The following is a 16,508-nucleotide window of genomic DNA, read 5'->3' on the forward strand; positions in this document are numbered from 1 at the left end:
ATTTATGTTGGATATGAAACTGCATTCGCGAGCAAGCCTGCTCCCACATTAGATCTTTGTCGCAAACAGACTTTTGTTCACTGGAGATCCCTGTAAGAGCGGGCTTGCCCGCGATGAAGGCGACTCGGTTTATCAGAACCCGACGCTGGCCTGCACAAAGAACGTGCGTGGCGCGCCGACGTACATGCCCGAGTTGTTATCGCTGGAACGGGTGAAGTACTGCTTGTCGAAGATGTTTTTCACCCCGGCACCGACTTTCAGGTTCGACAGCTGCGCGCCAAAATCATAACCGCCCCGCACGTTCCAGGTGACGTACCCCGGAATGTCGCCGTACTGGCCGTCGGCGGTGCCTTCGGTGATGTAGTTGTTGGAGAAGCTGCCATTGGCATTCACCGCAACGCCCGGCGAGCGCTGTTTGGACTGGGCAAACGCATCGAGGTTGTAAGTCCAGCGATCGATGTCGTAACGCAGGCCGGCGGTCGCTACCTGACGCGAGTAGAACGGCAGGTCGCGGCCCTTGAAAGCAGGAATCTCACCTTCATAAACAGCGCGCGTGTAGGTGATCCCGGCATTGGCGGTCAGGCCGTCGAGCCGCGGGTCGAGTGCCGCCATGTCGTAGTGGACCGAAGCCTCGATGCCCTGGTGCGTGGTTGCGCCAAGGTTGGTCCAGCCCGCGTCGTTGCTGATGTACTGCAACTCTTTATCGAAGTCGATGTAGAACAGCGTCACTTCGCCGCCCCACACGTCATCGTTATAGCGCGTGCCGACCTCGTAGGTCTTGGCCTTCTCCGGCTCCAGGCCATTGGCGGTGTTGTCACCTGTGCCCCCCTGGCCGAGCTGGAAATACTGCAGGCTGCCGAACGAGGTTTCGTAGTTGGCGAACAGCTTCCAGGCATCGGAGAGGTGATACATCACGCTCAAGGCCGGCAGCGGCTCGTTGCTTTCGATGCTGCGGTTCTTTTCCGGCACGCGCTTGCCGGCGGTATCGAGCACGGGGCGATCGTGCCAGTCGGTGCTGATGTGTTCGAAACGGATGCCGGGCGTGATGGTCCAGTTGCCGACGTCGATTTTGTTATCGATGTACACCGAGTTGGCTTCAGTGCCGCCGGTGCGATCCTGATAGACATGGCCGTCCGAGGCCTTGGTCGCGACCGGCTCGTTGTTGACCAGCGCCAGACGGCTGGCCTCCTCGTGCATGGCTTCCTTGAGGTAACGATAACCGACGCTGACTTCCTGGGTGGTCGGGCCAACGTCGAACACATGGGACACGCGTGGCTCAATGCCAAGGGTGTAGTAAGTGCGCGGGAACGAGCCGAGGGTCTTCTGATCGCGGGCGGCGATGTTGCTCCCACGGAAGCTGTCGGAGTAGTAGGTCAGCACTTCGGCCTGGGTGCGGTCATCGATCTGCCGCGCCCACTTGAAGGAAATGTCCTTGCGGCGTCCGCTGAAGTTGTCGTTGTTGCGGTCGGACTGAAACGGATTGGCGTCGTATTGCGCCTGGGTCAGGCCGCCAGGCATGTCGGCGCTGGCGTCGTAGTAATGCAGGTTGAGACTGAAATCGTCGACATCGGTCGGTGCCCAATGGGTCTTGAGGATCACGTCGTCGATGTCGTTGCCGTTGTTGCGCTCACGGTAACCGTTGCCGTTCACGCCCGAGTACAACAGCGCCACACCGATGCCGTTGTCCGCGGTGCCGCCAGCGAACGCGGTATCGATGTGTTTCCAGCCACCGTGCCGGGAGGTTTCCAGGGTGGTGCCGATTTCAGCGGAGGCTTTTTCCGGGATGGCGCGGGTCACGAAGTTGATCACACCGCCGACGTTTTGCGGCCCGTAACGCACGGAGCCGGCGCCTCGAACCACGTCGATGCTGTCGAGGTTGCCCGAGGAAATCGGCGCCATGGACAACTGTGGCTGGCCGTACGGCGCGAACGCTGCCGGCACGCCATCGATCAGCACGGTGGAGCGTGGCGACAGGCGCGACGTCAGGCCGCGCACGCCGACGTTCAGGGAAATGTCACTGCCGCCGGTGCCGTTAGCCTCCTGCACTTGCACACCAGGCACACGCTTGAGCACGTCACCGACGTTCATCGCACCCTGCTCGACCATGGCTTCGCGGCGAATCACCGTACGCGCGCCGGGGTGGTTTTGCACCACGGCGGCATCGGCGTCACCGAGCCAGTCGCCCACCACTTTGATATCGGTCACGCCCAGTTCCAGCGGGCCGTTGGCCGCGGAAGTCGGCGTCGGGGTCAGGGTTACCGAACCCTCTTCAATCTGATATTCAAGGCCGCTGCCTTGCAGCAACTGGCGCAGGGCCTGTTCCGGTGAGAGATTGCCATCCACCGCCGGGGCTTGCTTGCCGGCCACCAGCTCAGGGCTGAAAAACACCTGAAGCGAGGTTTGCTGGCCCAGTTCACTGAGGGCCTGACCCAGGGCTTGCGCCGGGATGTGAATGGCATCAGCAGCAAAGGCCTGAGGCAACGCAACGTTGACCGCCAGCGCAAGAGCCAGCGGCAACCATGGGAGTTTGTTGTTTTTAGCGATGGATTTTTTCACGTCGAACGTAGTCCTGTGGATCGCAAGAGTGTGCGCCTGTTAATGCAAACCAGTTGCAGTTGGACAGGAAGACGATCAACTCGAAAAAAACCTGAATCTATTTTGAAATTATTTCCTGACTGCCATCCTCGAGGGTGCGCACGGCCACCGGCAGGATGTTCGGCAAGGCCTTGAGCAGTGCATCGGTGTTGTCGGACTTGAACACGCTGGTCAGGCACAGATTGCCGACCTTGTCGTTGCCAACGGTGAGGGGGTTCTCCCGATAGCGCGACACTTCCTCGGCCACTTCGGCAAGGCTGGCGTTGTTGAAGACCAGTTTGCCGCTACGCCAGGCGGTCAGTTCCGCCGGGTTGACGGCAGACGCCGTCGCGACGGTGCCTTGGGCATCGACACGTGTACCGAAGCCGGCGGTGAGGTTGATGAATTCGTTGTCGGGCGCACTACGCCCCTGGACCTTGACCGTGCCCTGCTCCACCACGACCCGGGTTTCGCTGACGCCGCGACGCACATCGAAGCGGGTGCCGGTGACCGTGACCTTGCCGCTGCCCGCCTGGACCACGAATGGCCGATCGCTGTCATGCGCGACGTTGAACATCGCCTCGCCTTCCATCAGCTCAATGTCTCGATGGCCTTTTTCATAGCGCGCCTGAAGGCGGCTGCGGCTGTTCAGATCGATCACCGAACCGTCCGGCAACGCCACCTGACGACGTTCGCCCAGCGCCGTCGAAAACTCCGCAGTGTATGGCGCGGGTTGATTCAAGCCGCTGAACAACCCCAAACCAAGCGCCACGGCCACCACACTGGCCGCCACCGCATAACGCAACAACGGACGGCGTTGGCTGCGGGTCGGCGGGGTTTCACACAAGGCTTGCAGGCGTGCGGCGGGCACAAGATCCGCCGCCGACCACAAGCCCTGAAGCAACTGAAATTCGTCACGATGCTGAGAGTGCTCGTTCAGCCACAGCTCGAAGCGTCGATGTTCTTCGACATCGATAGCCGGTTCCTGCAAACGCACGAACCACCGCGCCGCCTCATCGCGAACCGTTGTTTGCCCGCACGCGCAATCACGAGTATCCATCATGGAAGTTCCTGTTTGGCTGGGGATGAGAAGGCGCGGCGCCTTTGTTTCGTGCAGAGGCTGGCGAAGGCTGCGATCTTTTGATTTTCGGCAACTTCAAGGGCGCCAAAAGATCGCAGCCTACGGCAGCTCCTACGAAAGCCAGCGCACATCATGATTGCAGTCCGTCGAGGCGGTCGCGCAGATGCCGCAGGGTGCGGATCATATACTTTTCCACCATGTTCTTGGACAGCCCCAGGCGTTCGGCGATTTCGGCCTGGGTCAGGCCTTCGATCTTCTGCCAGACAAACACCTTGCGACAATTGACCGGCAACTCGGTCAGCGCCCGCTCGATGGAATCAGCCAACTGGATCGCCTGCATGAAATGCTCCGGGTCGCCGGACGACGACACACTGTGATCGATCGCCTCCGACTCCATGGCGCCCCGTCGATCCTCACGCCGATAACCATCCACTGCGATGTTGCGCGCGGTCTGGTGCAAATACGCCCGGGGTTGCGCCACCGCCGCCGAATCGGACTCAAGCACCCGCACGAAGGTGTCGTGGGCCAGATCCTCAGCCTGCTGACGATTTCTCAGGCGACGGGTCCAGGTGCCAACCAACTCTTCGTAATGCTCGAAAAAGCCGTGTCTGCGGGGCAACTTGGGGGTCATTGCAGTGTGCTGTGAAGACGGGCGTGAATAATAATGCTTCTTATTAACCGGAAGCAATGGATTCCATCCGAGGCAGATCAGCGGGAAAGTTGATTTAGGCACACAGCCAAAGGATTCTGGCAGGCATTCAAAAGATGCCAGCCACTGGCTGTAGCAAAGTGTGCTAATGCCAGTCATCGGCTTTCGTCCAGGAACCCAGACATGTTCATCTCCTTAGCCTCACTGAAAAGAAAACCCCTCGCCCGCCTCGCGCTGGCCATCAGCCTGGGCACGCTCGGCCTGCCTTACTGGGCGGGCAGCGCCCAGGCCCATGGTGGCCGCGCCGAGATGGTGCCGCTGCAAGCGGGCCTTGAGGCGTTTGGCGCCACGGTGAAATGGGACGACTACGCCGACCTGTTCGTGATTGCCAAGGACGGCGTTTACCTCAAGGTCAAACCGGGCAGCAAGGTTGCCATGCTCAACGGCAAACGGATGGAACTGAGCGTGCCGGTGGTGTTCAAGGGCAAGACCGCCTTCATGTCCAAGGACTTCATCAATCAGGTGTTCCAGTCCGGTCTGGACAAGACCTTTGTCGTCGAGACGCGCCCTAACCCGCTCAACCCGCTGAGCGCGGATGAGATCAAGACCGCTGTCGAGATCATCAAGCAATCGAAGCACTACAAGCCCGGTTTCCGCTTCACGGAAGTCTCGGTCAACGAACCACCGAAGGATCAGGTGTGGAATTTCGTCTACACCGGCCAGAACGTTTCCCAGCCGCGTCAGGCCAACATCGTGGTGCTCGACGGCAAGCATGTGATCGAGGGCCTGGTGGATCTCGACAGCAAGACACTCAAGTCATGGAACCCCATCGAAGGTGCCCACGGCATGGTCCTGCTGGATGACTTCGCGACGGTGCAATCGGCCATCGAAGCGAGCCCCGATTACGCACAGGCACTGGCCAAGCGCGGTATCACCGATGTGAAAAAGGTCGTGGCCACGCCGTTGACGGTCGGTTACTTCGACGGCAAGGATGGCCTGGCGCAGGACAAGCGCTTGCTGAAAATCGTCAGCTATTTGAATACCGGGGACGGCAACTACTGGGCACACCCGATCGAGGGCCTGGTGGCGATTGTCGACCTGGAGCAAAAGAAGCTGATCAAGATCGAGGACGACGCGGTCATTCCGGTGCCGATGAAATCAACGCCGTACGACGGGCGCGGGCGCAAGGGCACGTCGGTCAAGCCGCTGGAGATCATCGAACCGGAAGGCAAGAACTACACCATCACCGGCAACAGCATTCACTGGCAGAACTGGGATTTCCACGTCCGCCTCGATTCCCGGGTCGGCCCGATCCTGTCCACCGTCACCTACGACGACAAGGGCAAGAAACGCAAAATCATGTACGAAGGCTCGCTGGGCGGCATGATCGTGCCGTATGGCGATCCCGATGGCGGCTGGTACTTCAAGGCGTATCTCGACTCGGGCGATTACGGTATGGGCACGTTGACCTCGCCGATTGCGCGCGGCAAGGACGCGCCGCAAAACGCCGTGCTGCTGGACGCCACGATTGCCGACTACACCGGCGCCCCGACCTCGATTCCACGTGCCATGGCGGTGTTCGAGCGTTACGCCGGCCCGGAATACAAACACCAGGAAATGGGACAGCCCAACCTCAGCACCGAACGGCGTGAACTGGTGGTGCGCTGGATCAGCACCGTCGGCAATTACGACTACATTTTCGACTGGGTCTTCCAGCAGAACGGCACCATCGGCATCGACGCCGGTGCCACCGGCATCGAAGCGGTCAAGGGCGTGAAATCGAAAACCATGCACGAAGCCACGGCCAAGGAAGACACGCGCTACGGCACACTGCTGGACCACAACATCGTCGGCACCACGCACCAGCACATCTACAACTTCCGACTCGACATGGACGTCGACGGTGAGCAGAACTCGCTGGTGGAAGTGAACCCGGTGGTTGCCCCGAACGACCGTGGCGGACCGCGCACCAGCACCATGCAGACCGAAAACAAGGTCGTCAGCACCGAACAGCAAGCCGCGCAGAAATTCGACCCCTCGACCGTTCGCCTGCTGACCAACTTCAGCAAGGAAAACAAAGTCGGCAACCCGGTTTCCTATCAGCTGATTCCGTACGCTGGCGGCACGCACCCAGTGGCCAAGGGCGCCAACTTCGGCAAGGACGAATGGCTCTATCACCGGTTGAGCTTCATGGACAAACAACTGTGGGTGACCCGCTATAACCCGCAAGAAAAGTTTCCGGAAGGCAAATACCCGAACCGCTCGGACAAGGACGCGGGGCTGGGGCAGTTCACCCACGATAATCAGTCCATCGAAAACACCGATGATGTGGTCTGGCTGACCACCGGCACCACGCACATTGCCCGGGCGGAAGAATGGCCGATCATGCCGACCGAGTGGGTGCATGTGCTGTTGAAGCCGTGGAATTTCTTTGACGAGACGCCGACGTTGAATCTCAACGCCCCGCAGTAATACGGCCCCCCCCCTGTAGGAGCCGGCTTGCTGGCGATCACGGTGTGTCAGTCGAGATTAATGTTTCTGACACACCGCGATCGCCAGCAAGCCGGCTCCTACAGGGGGGTTGTGTTTTCAAGTGAATGGTCAGGCGTGCTTTTTGCGGTATTCACCGGGCGAAATGCCGAACCGCGATTTGAACGCCGTGGAAAAGTAGCTCGAATCGGAAAACCCCCACGAATACCCCAACACCGACAACTTCTGCTCGGTACGCGATTGGCGCAGGGACTCGGCGCACAAATCCAGCCGACGATTCTTGATGTACCGCGCCACCACCAGGCCTTTCTTGGCGAACATCCGGTACAGCCCACGCGTCGACATGCCCACTTCTCGTGCCAGCCATTCGGGGCAGAGATCTTCCGAGCGGATGTGCTCATCAATAAAGCCCAGGGTCTTGCGGAAGAGGCGCTCCTGCACATCCGTGCACACTTCGCTGTGGCTGATGGCCGGACGCAACAGGCTGACAATCGCCTCCAGCGTCGCTTCACTTTCTGCCCGGCTCAGGCATTGCTGGTGCGTGGCGTCCAGAATCAGATGGTGCGACAGCATGGCGATGGGCGATGTCGCCGCAATCCGGTGACCGCACTTGACCTGACTGAAGCGCAGGGTTTGCTCGACCAGTTGCGACGGCAGAATCAACGACAACTGCCGCGAGTTTTCACTGTAGGTAAAGTCGCTGGGGCGCGAGGCATCGATCAGCGTGATGTCGCCGGCTGACAGCAACACCTTGCTGTCGCCCTGGGCCATACCGGCGGTGCCATCGAGCTGGAACACCGCAAAGTATTTGCCACCCTCGCCCGCCGCGACTTCCTGAGGCGTGCGGTAAAGCCGTGCCTGACGGGCATCGACAAAACTGAGCTTCAGCGCACCGTCCTGGTGTTCGCGAATCTGCCCGGCAAACTCGTCACCCAGGGGCTGCGCGTTGAAGGCGCCACAGATCTGGTTGATCTGATGAATCCACTGATCGAAGCTATCACGGCGCTGTGCAATTGAAGAAATCATGTCGGGCCTCACGCAGGCTTGTTTTTATTATCTACGCCAATCCACGGGTTCTCCTGAACAGTGACTCTCCTTCGAAAACCAACGGGTTATTTAAGCCCGCCAAAACGCCGATAGAAGCTTTCGCCCACATCGGGCAACGGACCATCGGCGGTCTCCAGAGCACTGTTCAACCATTCCTCGGCCTTGGCGTAGATCAGCCGGTAAATATTGCGGCACAACTGCCGGGCGGCGCGTCCTTCCCAATCGCCGGGCAACAATTCGTCCGGCAATTGCGGGTCGCGCAACAGCAGTTTGCGGTACTCGTGAATAAGCAGGACCCGTGCCAGGAAGCAGTCCGACGGTTGCAGGTTCTCCTGCTCGCGAAGCGCTTGCCAGAGCGGTCGGAACAGTTGGATGAACTCGCTGTAATGAGCCGCCAGCTCCTCGATGTTCCAACTCTCGCGTACCTGTAGTCGCAGGGCCTTGGAGGCCAGTACGTCTTGCGCGGTGGTTTCGAAAACGATGGTGTCTTCCTGGGCGCCAAGGTCGAGCAAGGTCGCGTTGACATCGGCCCGGTCGCTGCGCGGACAGGCCAGCACAACCGGCGAGATCGCACCAAAACCTTGCCACTCCAGTTCTTCGCGCACTTGTTTGCGCTTGTCCTGGGTCAGTTGCGTGAGCATCACCAGGCACCACGAACCGTCCCATGCCGGAACGGTGGAGCTGTAGACGCGCTTGAAGGCCTTGTCGAAGCGCCGGCGGCCGGCACCGGTCAGGCTGTAGTAGCTGCGACGCCCGACTTTTTCGGCGGTCAGCCAGCCTTCCTTGGTCAGGCGAAAAATCGAGGTGCGGATCAGCCGTTCATTGATGCCGATGGGCTCGAGCAACTGAATCAGGCTGCCCAGCCACACAGTGCCGCCGTGGGGCTCGATGGCATCCCCGTATAGCGTGATGATCAAGGAGCTGGCGCGGATCGGCGTCTGTTCCTGGAAGCGGGTAATCAGGTGGTTCAAAGGTGTCAGGGACGACATGGGCGTACCGAGCTGAAAAAAGAAAAGGAATATACCGAAAGTCCGTCGGTTAATCGCATCCCCCTGTAGGAGCCGGCTTGCTGGCGATGACTGAGTGTCAGTCGACATTGATGTTTCTGATACACCGCCATCGCCAGCAAGCCGGCTCCTACAGAGGATCGCGTATTCATAGAGAGTTGCCCTTCGGTCGCAGGCCGCTGTCGCTGATACGCGGGCGGTCGGGCTCCGGTTCGGTCAGCGGCTCGCAAACGCGCATCTGCTCCAGGCAACGCCTGGCCAATTGCTGATATTCGCGAGTGCCCGCCTGCTTCCACGACACTTCCTCGTCGCTGAGGCTGCGCTTGACGCTGGCCGGCGCCCCCATGATCAGCGACTGCTCGGGGCCTTCGAAACCGGCCTTGACGAAGGCCGCCGCCGAGACGAATGAGCGAGCACCGATGCGCGCATTGTCCATCACCACCGCATTCATCCCCACGAGCGCGTCGGCGCCAATCCGGCACCCGTGCAACACCGCGCCGTGACCGATGTGACCGTTGCGTTCGACCACGGTGTCGCTGTCCGGGAAACCGTGCATCACGCAGGTGTCCTGCAGATTGGCACCCTCCTCCAGCACGATCCGGCCAAAATCCCCGCGCAGGCTGGCCAGCGGACCGACGTAGCACTGGGGACCGACAATCACGTCACCGATCAAGACGGCAGACGGATGAACGTAAGCAGTGGGATCAACCACCGGGGTCAAGCCATCGAGGCTGTAGCAGGTCATGGGACGTTCCCTTTCATAAAGCGATGCAGATACAAGCTCATTTTGTATCACATCGCTTTTGCAAGCACAAAGCACAAAAACCGTATCACTTATTAAACCTGCCATGCGGGACACCTGCTCATGCTGTAAAACCAAGGACAAAGCCAACAAAACAGGCACTTTCAGCAAGTTTTCAACTGGGTGGTAACCTTCACCAACAAATCAATCAGCCACAAACAAGACACATTAAATCAACTTTACTATTGCATTTGCGTATCACGTTGCAGGTATACTCGGGCAAAACCGGCCTACCGCGCCGATCCAATAATGAGCCGGCATTACAGCCGAGCGTGCACCGTGAGGGCATCCGCCATGCCTCTAACCCTTGCTGTCGAGATCATCGAGCCGGGCGTTCGTCTGATTACCCTGCAACGCCCGCAAGCGCTGAATGCCCTGACCACCGAATTGCTCGGTGAACTGGCCGATGAACTGAGCGCCGCCCAAGCCGATCCCGACACCCGTGCCGTGGTCCTGACCGGCAGCCGCAAAGCCTTTGCGGCCGGCGCCGACATCAAGGAAATGGCCGAGCGCGATCTGGTCGGCATCCTCGACGACCCGCGCCAGGCCTCGTGGCAAACCATCACCCGCTTCAACAAACCGCTGATCGCCGCCGTCAACGGCTTCGCCCTCGGCGGTGGCTGCGAACTGGCCATGCACGCCGACATCATCATTGCCGGTCTCGACGCCCGCTTCGGTCAGCCGGAAATCAACCTCGGGATCATGCCCGGCGCCGGGGGCACCCAACGTCTGCTGCGCGCCGTGGGCAAATCCATGGCCATGCAGATGGTCCTGACCGGCGAGCCAATCGATGCCCGCCAGGCCCAACGCGCCGGCCTGATCAGTGAAGTGACGCAACCGGAATTCACCGTCGAACGCGCCCTGCAGATCGCCCGCAGCATTGCTGAAAAAGCGCCGCTGGCCGTACGTCTGGCCAAGGAAGCGCTGCTCAAGGCGATGGACACCGACCTCGCCAGCGGCCTGCGTTTCGAGCGCCACGCCTTCACCGTACTGGCCGGCACCCGCGACCGGGACGAAGGCATCCGGGCCTTTCAGGAAAAACGCACGCCGACCTTCACCGGGCAGTAATCCGGCCATCGATAACGAATTCGAACGACCTCCAAGAGAGTGCCAAGACCATGAACTTCGAACACATCCTGTTTTCCATCGAGGCCGGCGTCGCCCTGCTCAGCCTCAATCGGCCGGACCAGCTCAACAGCTTCAACGCGCAGATGCATGGCGAAGTGAAAGAAGCGCTGAGACAGGTCCGGCAGAACCCGGACGTGCGCGTCTTGCTGCTGACCGGTGAAGGTCGCGGCTTCTGCGCCGGGCAAGACCTCAGCGACCGCAATGTCGCGCCGGGCAGCGCCGTGCCGGATCTGGGCGAGTCGATCGAGAAGTTCTACAACCCGCTGATCCGCCAGCTGCGCGACCTGCCGCTGCCGGTGATCTGCGCGGTCAACGGCGTGGCGGCCGGGGCTGGCGCGAACATTCCGCTGGCCTGCGACCTGGTGCTGGCGGCACGTTCGGCGAGTTTCATTCAAGCCTTCTGCAAGATCGGTTTGATCCCCGATTCCGGCGGCACCTGGACCCTGCCGCGCCTGGTCGGCATGGCCCGCGCCAAGGCACTGGCCCTGCTGGGCAATCGCCTGACGGCGGAGCAGGCCGAGCAATGGGGATTGATCTATCGCGTGGTCGACGATGCCGAACTGCGCCATGAAGCCCTGACACTTGCCCGTCATCTGGCCACGCAACCGACGTATGGATTGGCTCTGATCAAGCGCAGCCTCAACGCCAGCCTGAGCAACACCTTCGACGAACAGCTGGAGCTGGAAAAAGACCTGCAACGCCTGGCCGGGCGCAGCGAGGATTACCGTGAAGGCGTCAGCGCGTTCATGGAAAAACGCACCCCAAGCTTCAAGGGGCACTGAGCCATGACCGCACTGAACACCCACGCACGCATCGCGGTGATCGGCGCCGGGGCCATGGGCGCAGGCATCGCTCAGGTTGCAGCGCAGGCCGGTCATCCGGTGATGTTGCTCGACAATCGTCCGGGCGCTGCCGCCCAGGCCATCGACGGCATTGACCGGCAACTGGGCAAACGCGTCGAGAAAGGCAAGCTGTCGGCAGAAGACCGGACCGCGACAATCCAGCGTCTGCACGCCGTGGAAGCCATCGAAGCATTGGCCGATTGCGAGCTGATCATCGAAGCCATCGTCGAGAACCTTGAGGTCAAACGCGCCCTCTTCCGCGAACTCGAAGGCATCTGCAGTGAGCATTGCATCCTGGCCAGCAACACTTCTTCGCTGTCGATCACCAGCATCGCTGCGCAGCTGAACCATCCGCAACGTTTGCTCGGCCTGCACTTCTTCAACCCGGCGCCGGTAATGGCGCTGGTGGAAATCGTCTCGGGCCTGGCCAGCGCTCCGGCGTTGGCCGAGTGTCTTTACGACACCGCCAAGGCCTGGGGCAAGAAACCGGTACACACCCGCTCGACACCAGGCTTCATCGTCAACCGCGTCGCTCGCCCGTTCTACGCCGAAAGCCTGCGCCTGCTGCAGGAAGGCGCGGCCGATTGCGCGACGCTGGATGCATTGATGCGCGAGGCCGGTGGCTTTGCGATGGGCGCCTTCGAACTGACTGACTTGATTGGCCATGACGTCAACTATGCCGTGACCTGTTCGGTGTTTGACGCCTACTACGGCGACACGCGCTTCCTGCCGTCGTTGATTCAGAAGGAATTGGTGGACGCGGGACGCCTGGGACGTAAAACCGGTCATGGTTTCTATCGCTATGCAGAAGGTGCCGAACGTCCACAGCCAACCTTTATCAGCAGCGAACACGTCATTGAAACCTGCGTTGCAGAAGGCGATCTCGGCATCGCCAATACGTTGATTGCGCGCCTGCGCGAACACAACGTCGACGTTGTTCAGCGTGACGGCCAAGGCTTGTTGCGCGTTGGCGATGCCGTTCTGGCACTGAGTGACGGACGCATGGCCTGTCAGCGCGCCAGGGAAGATGGCCTGCGCAATCTGATTCTGCTGGACCTGGCATTCGACTACGGCAAGGCCAGCCGAATCGCCATCAGCTACGCATCGGACATCGAAGCGTCTGCCCTCCAACAGGGCGTCGCGTTGCTGCAACGGGCGGGGTTCACCGTCAGTCAACTCAGCGACAGCCCCGCGCTCGCGGTATTACGTACCGCGGCGATGCTTGCCAACGAAGCCGCCGATGCCGTGCTGCAAGGCGTGGCCTCGGCCGCCGATATCGATCTGGCGATGCGCGCCGGGGTCAACTACCCGCAAGGCCCGCTGGCCTGGGCCGATGCCATCGGCCTGTCGCACATCCTCAAGGTGCTGGAAAACCTGCAAACGAGCTACGGCGAACAACGCTATCGACCGTCGCTGCTGTTGCGCCGCCGCGTTGCCGAAGGGAGGACCTTCCATGACTAACCATGAAGCGATGAACCTGGCCAGCACCTGCGCGCAAACGCTGTTCAAGCGCGATACCGCCAGCCAGGCGATGGGCATGCGCCTGCTCTCGACCGCACCGGGCTGCGCCCGCGTCGGCATGAGCGTGCGCGCCGACATGATTCAAGGCCACGGCACCTGCCACGGCGGTTATCTGTTCGCCCTCGCCGACTCGGCGTTTGCCTTTGCCTGCAACAGCTACAACGAAGCCACGGTGGCCATCGGTTGCAGCATCGATTACATCGCCCCGGCACGCCTGGGCGACACCTTGACCGCCGATTGCACCGAGCAAAGCCGCTCCGGTCGCACCGGCAATTACGACGTGCGCATTGAAAACCAACTGGGCCAGCTGATCGCGCTGTTCCATGGCAAATCCTACAAAGTGCGCGGCGCAGTGCTCGCGCAGGAGAACCCGAATGAATGATGCCCTGATCATCGACGCGGTGCGGACCCCCATCGGTCGCTACGCCGGCGCCTTGAGCGGTGTGCGCGCCGACGACCTCGGCGCAGTGCCGTTGCGCGAACTGCTGCGCCGCCACCCGCAGGTCGACTGGAACGCGGTCGACGATGTGATCTACGGCTGCGCCAACCAGGCCGGCGAAGACAACCGCAACGTCGCGCGCATGTCGGCGCTATTGGCCGGACTGCCGGTCAGCGTACCCGGTACCACGCTCAACCGTTTGTGCGGTTCCGGGCTGGATGCGATCGGCACGGCGGCGCGGGCGATTCGTTGCGGCGAGGCCGGGCTGATGCTGGTCGGCGGCGTCGAATCGATGTCCCGTGCCCCTCTGGTGATGGGCAAGGCCGAACAGGCGTTCTCCCGGGATGCACAGCTCTACGACACCACCATCGGCTGGCGCTTCGTCAATCCGCTGATGAAGAAAGCTTTCGGTATCGACTCGATGCCGGAAACCGCCGAGAACGTCGCCGAGCAGTTCAACATCTCCCGCGCCGACCAGGACGCCTTCGCCCTGCGCAGCCAGCAGCGTGCCAGCGCAGCCCAGGCCAGCGGGCGTCTGGCCAAAGAAATCGTCGCGGTCGAAATCCCCCAGCGCAAAGGCCCGGCCAAAGTCGTCGAGCACGACGAACACCCACGCGGTGACACCACGCTTGAGCAATTGCAGAAGCTCGGCACGCCGTTTCGCGAAGGTGGCAGTGTCACGGCCGGCAACGCGTCCGGGGTCAATGACGGGGCTTGCGCGCTGTTGCTGGCCAGCCCGGAAATCGCCAAACGCCATGGTTTGAAAGCACGCGGCAGGGTCGTCGCCATGGCCACTGCCGGCGTCGAACCGCGAATCATGGGCATTGGCCCGGTGCCGGCCACCCGCAAGGTGCTGGAACTGGCCAACCTGAGCCTCGCCGACATGGACGTGATCGAACTCAACGAAGCCTTCGCCGCGCAAGGTCTGGCGGTGTTGCGTGAACTCGGCCTGAGCGACACCGATCCGCGGGTCAACCCGAACGGCGGCGCGATAGCCCTCGGTCATCCGTTGGGCATGAGCGGCGCGCGACTGGTGACCACCGCCCTGCATGAACTGGAAGAACGTCAGGCTCGCTACGCCTTGTGCACCATGTGCATCGGCGTCGGCCAGGGCATTGCGCTGATCATCGAGCGTCTGTCCGACTAAAGAATCGCGATTCCCGGGGAGCCGAGAGGTATCCTTGGGGCATGCACTCAAAGCCCTTGCGCAAAAGGGCTGAAACACAAAAATAATTCGAGTGAAGTTATGAACATGCCAATTGCCAACGCCGTGCTTGATCCTGTGCTGGACCCGATTGAAACCGCCAGCATCGACGAACTCCGTCAGCTCCAGCTGGATCGCCTGCGCTGGAGTCTCAACCACGCCTATAACAATGTGCCGCTCTATCGCCAGCGCTTCGATGCGCTGGGCGTGCACCCGGATGACATCAAATGCCTGGAGGATCTGGCGAAGTTTCCGTTCACCACCAAATCCGACCTGCGCGACAACTACCCCTACGGCATGTTCGCCGTGCCGATGCACGACGTGGTGCGCCTGCACGCGTCCAGCGGCACCACGGGCAAACCGACCGTCGTCGGTTATACCCAGAACGACATCGACACCTGGGCCAACGTGGTCGCCCGATCGATCCGGGCAGCCGGTGGCCGACGGGGCGACAAAGTGCATATTTCCTATGGCTACGGCCTGTTCACCGGCGGCCTCGGCGCGCATTACGGTGCCGAACGCCTGGGTTGCACGGTGATTCCGATGTCCGGTGGCCAGACAGAAAAGCAAGTGCAGCTGATCAAGGATTTCCAGCCGGACATCATCATGGTCACGCCGTCCTACATGCTCAACATCGCCGATGAAATCGAGCGCCAGGGCATCGACCCGCACAAACTGGCCCTGCGCCTGGGCATCTTCGGCGCGGAACCCTGGACCGGCGAACTGCGCAGCGCCATCGAAAACCGTCTGGGCATTACCGCGCTGGACATCTACGGCCTCTCGGAAATCATGGGGCCGGGTGTCGCCATGGAGTGCGCGGAAACCAAGGACGGGCCGACGATCTGGGAAGACCACTTCTACCCGGAAATCATCGACCCGGTGACCGGCGAAGTGCTGCCGGATGGTCAAATGGGCGAGTTGGTGTTCACGTCGCTGAGCAAAGAAGCCTTGCCGATGATCCGCTACCGCACTCGCGATCTGACGCGCTTGCTGCCGGGGACTGCGCGGCCGATGCGGCGCATCGACAAGATCACCGGGCGTAGCGATGACATGCTGATCATTCGCGGGGTGAACGTGTTTCCGACGCAGATCGAGGAGCAGGTGCTGAAAATAAAACAGCTTTCAGAGTGTTATGAGATTCATCTGTATCGCAATGGGAACCTGGACAGCGTGGATGTGCATGTCGAGTTGAAGGCTGAACACCAGCACTTGAGCGATGAGCAGCAGAAGGCTGTTTGTGGCGAGTTGAGCAAGCACATCAAGACGTACATCGGGATCAGTTCGCGGATCGTCTTGCAGCCGATGCATTCGATCAAGCGCTCTGAAGGCAAGGCGTGCCACGTGGTGGATAAACGTCCGAAAGCATGACTGCTGCACCCTTTCAGCCCCGCTAGTTGCGGGGCTTTTTTTTGGGTTTTTACTCGTACTTTCAACCCACGCGCCCCCCGCACGTTGGTGGCCCACCAATCCCGGCCCCTTGCGCATTCCCCCCTGTAGGAGCCGGCTTGCTGGCGATAGCGGCAGGTCAGCCGGAGTATTCATCGCCTGACTCACCGCTATCGCCAGCAAGCCGGCTCCTACAGATCGGCGTAATAATCAAATACCGGGGGGGGGGCGCACCTGACTACAGCGAAGTCGTCAGAACATCACCGTCATGGAATCGCGTGAGAGCGCACGGTCAATGGAACGCTTGGCAACCGTCAGGAATTGACGCGAGAACGCTG

Annotated in this window: 13 protein-coding genes; 7 read left to right on the plus strand and 6 right to left on the minus strand. The window is 61.0% G+C overall.

What is annotated here, in order from left to right:
- Positions 1-132: 132 nt before the first annotated feature.
- The 3 genes from PMI01S_RS27530 to PMI01S_RS27540 all read right to left on the minus strand — a co-directional run bounded on the left by PMI01S_RS27530 (position 133) and on the right by PMI01S_RS27540 (position 4,286).
- The gene (locus PMI01S_RS27530; protein ID WP_084323237.1) at positions 133-2,556 is read right to left on the minus strand and encodes a TonB-dependent siderophore receptor; all 2,424 of its coding nucleotides are present in this window, start codon (positions 2,554-2,556) and stop codon (positions 133-135) included.
- Between the two features lie 97 nt (positions 2,557-2,653).
- A complete protein-coding gene (locus PMI01S_RS27535) occupies positions 2,654-3,637 on the minus strand; it encodes a FecR family protein (RefSeq protein WP_084323238.1) in 984 nt (327 codons plus the stop codon).
- A 148-nt stretch (positions 3,638-3,785) separates the two neighbouring features.
- On the minus strand, positions 3,786-4,286 hold the full coding sequence (locus PMI01S_RS27540; protein ID WP_084323239.1) for a sigma-70 family RNA polymerase sigma factor: 501 nt from the start codon (positions 4,284-4,286) through the stop codon (positions 3,786-3,788).
- A 201-nt stretch (positions 4,287-4,487) separates the two neighbouring features.
- Here PMI01S_RS27540 and tynA point away from each other — a divergent pair, with 201 nt between their 5' ends.
- Positions 4,488-6,776, plus strand: coding sequence for a primary-amine oxidase (tynA, locus tag PMI01S_RS27545; protein WP_084323240.1), 2,289 nt, complete (start codon positions 4,488-4,490; stop codon positions 6,774-6,776).
- A 129-nt stretch (positions 6,777-6,905) separates the two neighbouring features.
- On the opposite strand, the gene feaR is transcribed toward tynA, so the two are convergent.
- The 3 genes from feaR to paaY all read right to left on the minus strand — a co-directional run bounded on the left by feaR (position 6,906) and on the right by paaY (position 9,593).
- On the minus strand, positions 6,906-7,820 hold the full coding sequence (gene feaR, locus PMI01S_RS27550) for a transcriptional regulator FeaR (RefSeq protein WP_084323241.1): 915 nt from the start codon (positions 7,818-7,820) through the stop codon (positions 6,906-6,908).
- 86 nt (positions 7,821-7,906) lie between these two features.
- Positions 7,907-8,830, minus strand: a complete 924-nt coding sequence (gene paaX / locus PMI01S_RS27555; RefSeq protein WP_084323242.1) for a phenylacetic acid degradation operon negative regulatory protein PaaX — start codon at positions 8,828-8,830, stop codon at positions 7,907-7,909.
- A gap of 166 nt (positions 8,831-8,996) precedes the next feature.
- On the minus strand, positions 8,997-9,593 hold the full coding sequence (paaY, locus tag PMI01S_RS27560) for a phenylacetic acid degradation protein PaaY (RefSeq protein WP_084323243.1): 597 nt from the start codon (positions 9,591-9,593) through the stop codon (positions 8,997-8,999).
- A gap of 351 nt (positions 9,594-9,944) precedes the next feature.
- Between paaY and paaF the strand changes: the two genes are divergently transcribed.
- From paaF to paaK, 6 genes are all read left to right on the plus strand, one after another.
- Complete coding sequence (gene paaF, locus PMI01S_RS27565; RefSeq protein WP_084323244.1) at positions 9,945-10,718, plus strand: 2,3-dehydroadipyl-CoA hydratase PaaF; 774 nt, start codon at positions 9,945-9,947, stop codon at positions 10,716-10,718.
- A gap of 50 nt (positions 10,719-10,768) precedes the next feature.
- Positions 10,769-11,560 (plus strand): 2-(1,2-epoxy-1,2-dihydrophenyl)acetyl-CoA isomerase PaaG, encoded by a 792-nt coding sequence (paaG, locus tag PMI01S_RS27570; RefSeq protein WP_084323245.1) that lies wholly within the window; start codon positions 10,769-10,771, stop codon positions 11,558-11,560.
- A 3-nt stretch (positions 11,561-11,563) separates the two neighbouring features.
- Entirely contained in the window at positions 11,564-13,081 is a 1,518-nt protein-coding gene (paaH, locus tag PMI01S_RS27575) for a 3-hydroxyacyl-CoA dehydrogenase PaaH (protein ID WP_084323246.1), read from the plus strand.
- Entirely contained in the window at positions 13,074-13,523 is a 450-nt protein-coding gene (paaI, locus tag PMI01S_RS27580; RefSeq protein ID WP_084323247.1) for a hydroxyphenylacetyl-CoA thioesterase PaaI, read from the plus strand. The genes paaH and paaI overlap by 8 nt, the downstream gene beginning before the upstream one ends.
- Positions 13,516-14,727, plus strand: a complete 1,212-nt coding sequence (gene pcaF, locus PMI01S_RS27585; protein WP_084323248.1) for a 3-oxoadipyl-CoA thiolase — start codon at positions 13,516-13,518, stop codon at positions 14,725-14,727. Before paaI ends, pcaF begins: the two co-directional genes overlap by 8 nt.
- Before the next feature lie 99 nt (positions 14,728-14,826).
- Complete coding sequence (gene paaK / locus PMI01S_RS27590; protein ID WP_084323249.1) at positions 14,827-16,152, plus strand: phenylacetate--CoA ligase PaaK; 1,326 nt, start codon at positions 14,827-14,829, stop codon at positions 16,150-16,152.
- The last annotated feature ends 356 nt before the right edge of the window (positions 16,153-16,508 follow it).

Source organism: Pseudomonas migulae NBRC 103157 (assembly GCF_002091715.1).
GTDB classification, from domain to species: domain Bacteria; phylum Pseudomonadota; class Gammaproteobacteria; order Pseudomonadales; family Pseudomonadaceae; genus Aquipseudomonas; species Aquipseudomonas migulae_A.

Bases quoted from the DNA above. Each gene is read 5' to 3' on its own strand.
- PMI01S_RS27535 (WP_084323238.1), bottom strand. From the start codon at position 3,637: ATGATGGATACTCGTGATTGCGCGTGCGGGCAAACAACGGTTCGCGAT.
- PMI01S_RS27540 (WP_084323239.1), bottom strand. From the start codon at position 4,286: ATGACCCCCAAGTTGCCCCGCAGACACGGCTTTTTCGAGCATTACGAA.
- tynA (WP_084323240.1), top strand. From the start codon at position 4,488: ATGTTCATCTCCTTAGCCTCACTGAAAAGAAAACCCCTCGCCCGCCTC.
- feaR (WP_084323241.1), bottom strand. From the start codon at position 7,820: ATGATTTCTTCAATTGCACAGCGCCGTGATAGCTTCGATCAGTGGATT.
- paaX (WP_084323242.1), bottom strand. From the start codon at position 8,830: ATGTCGTCCCTGACACCTTTGAACCACCTGATTACCCGCTTCCAGGAA.
- paaY (WP_084323243.1), bottom strand. From the start codon at position 9,593: ATGACCTGCTACAGCCTCGATGGCTTGACCCCGGTGGTTGATCCCACT.
- paaF (WP_084323244.1), top strand. From the start codon at position 9,945: ATGCCTCTAACCCTTGCTGTCGAGATCATCGAGCCGGGCGTTCGTCTG.
- paaG (WP_084323245.1), top strand. From the start codon at position 10,769: ATGAACTTCGAACACATCCTGTTTTCCATCGAGGCCGGCGTCGCCCTG.
- paaH (WP_084323246.1), top strand. From the start codon at position 11,564: ATGACCGCACTGAACACCCACGCACGCATCGCGGTGATCGGCGCCGGG.
- paaI (WP_084323247.1), top strand. From the start codon at position 13,074: ATGACTAACCATGAAGCGATGAACCTGGCCAGCACCTGCGCGCAAACG.
- pcaF (WP_084323248.1), top strand. From the start codon at position 13,516: ATGAATGATGCCCTGATCATCGACGCGGTGCGGACCCCCATCGGTCGC.
- paaK (WP_084323249.1), top strand. From the start codon at position 14,827: ATGAACATGCCAATTGCCAACGCCGTGCTTGATCCTGTGCTGGACCCG.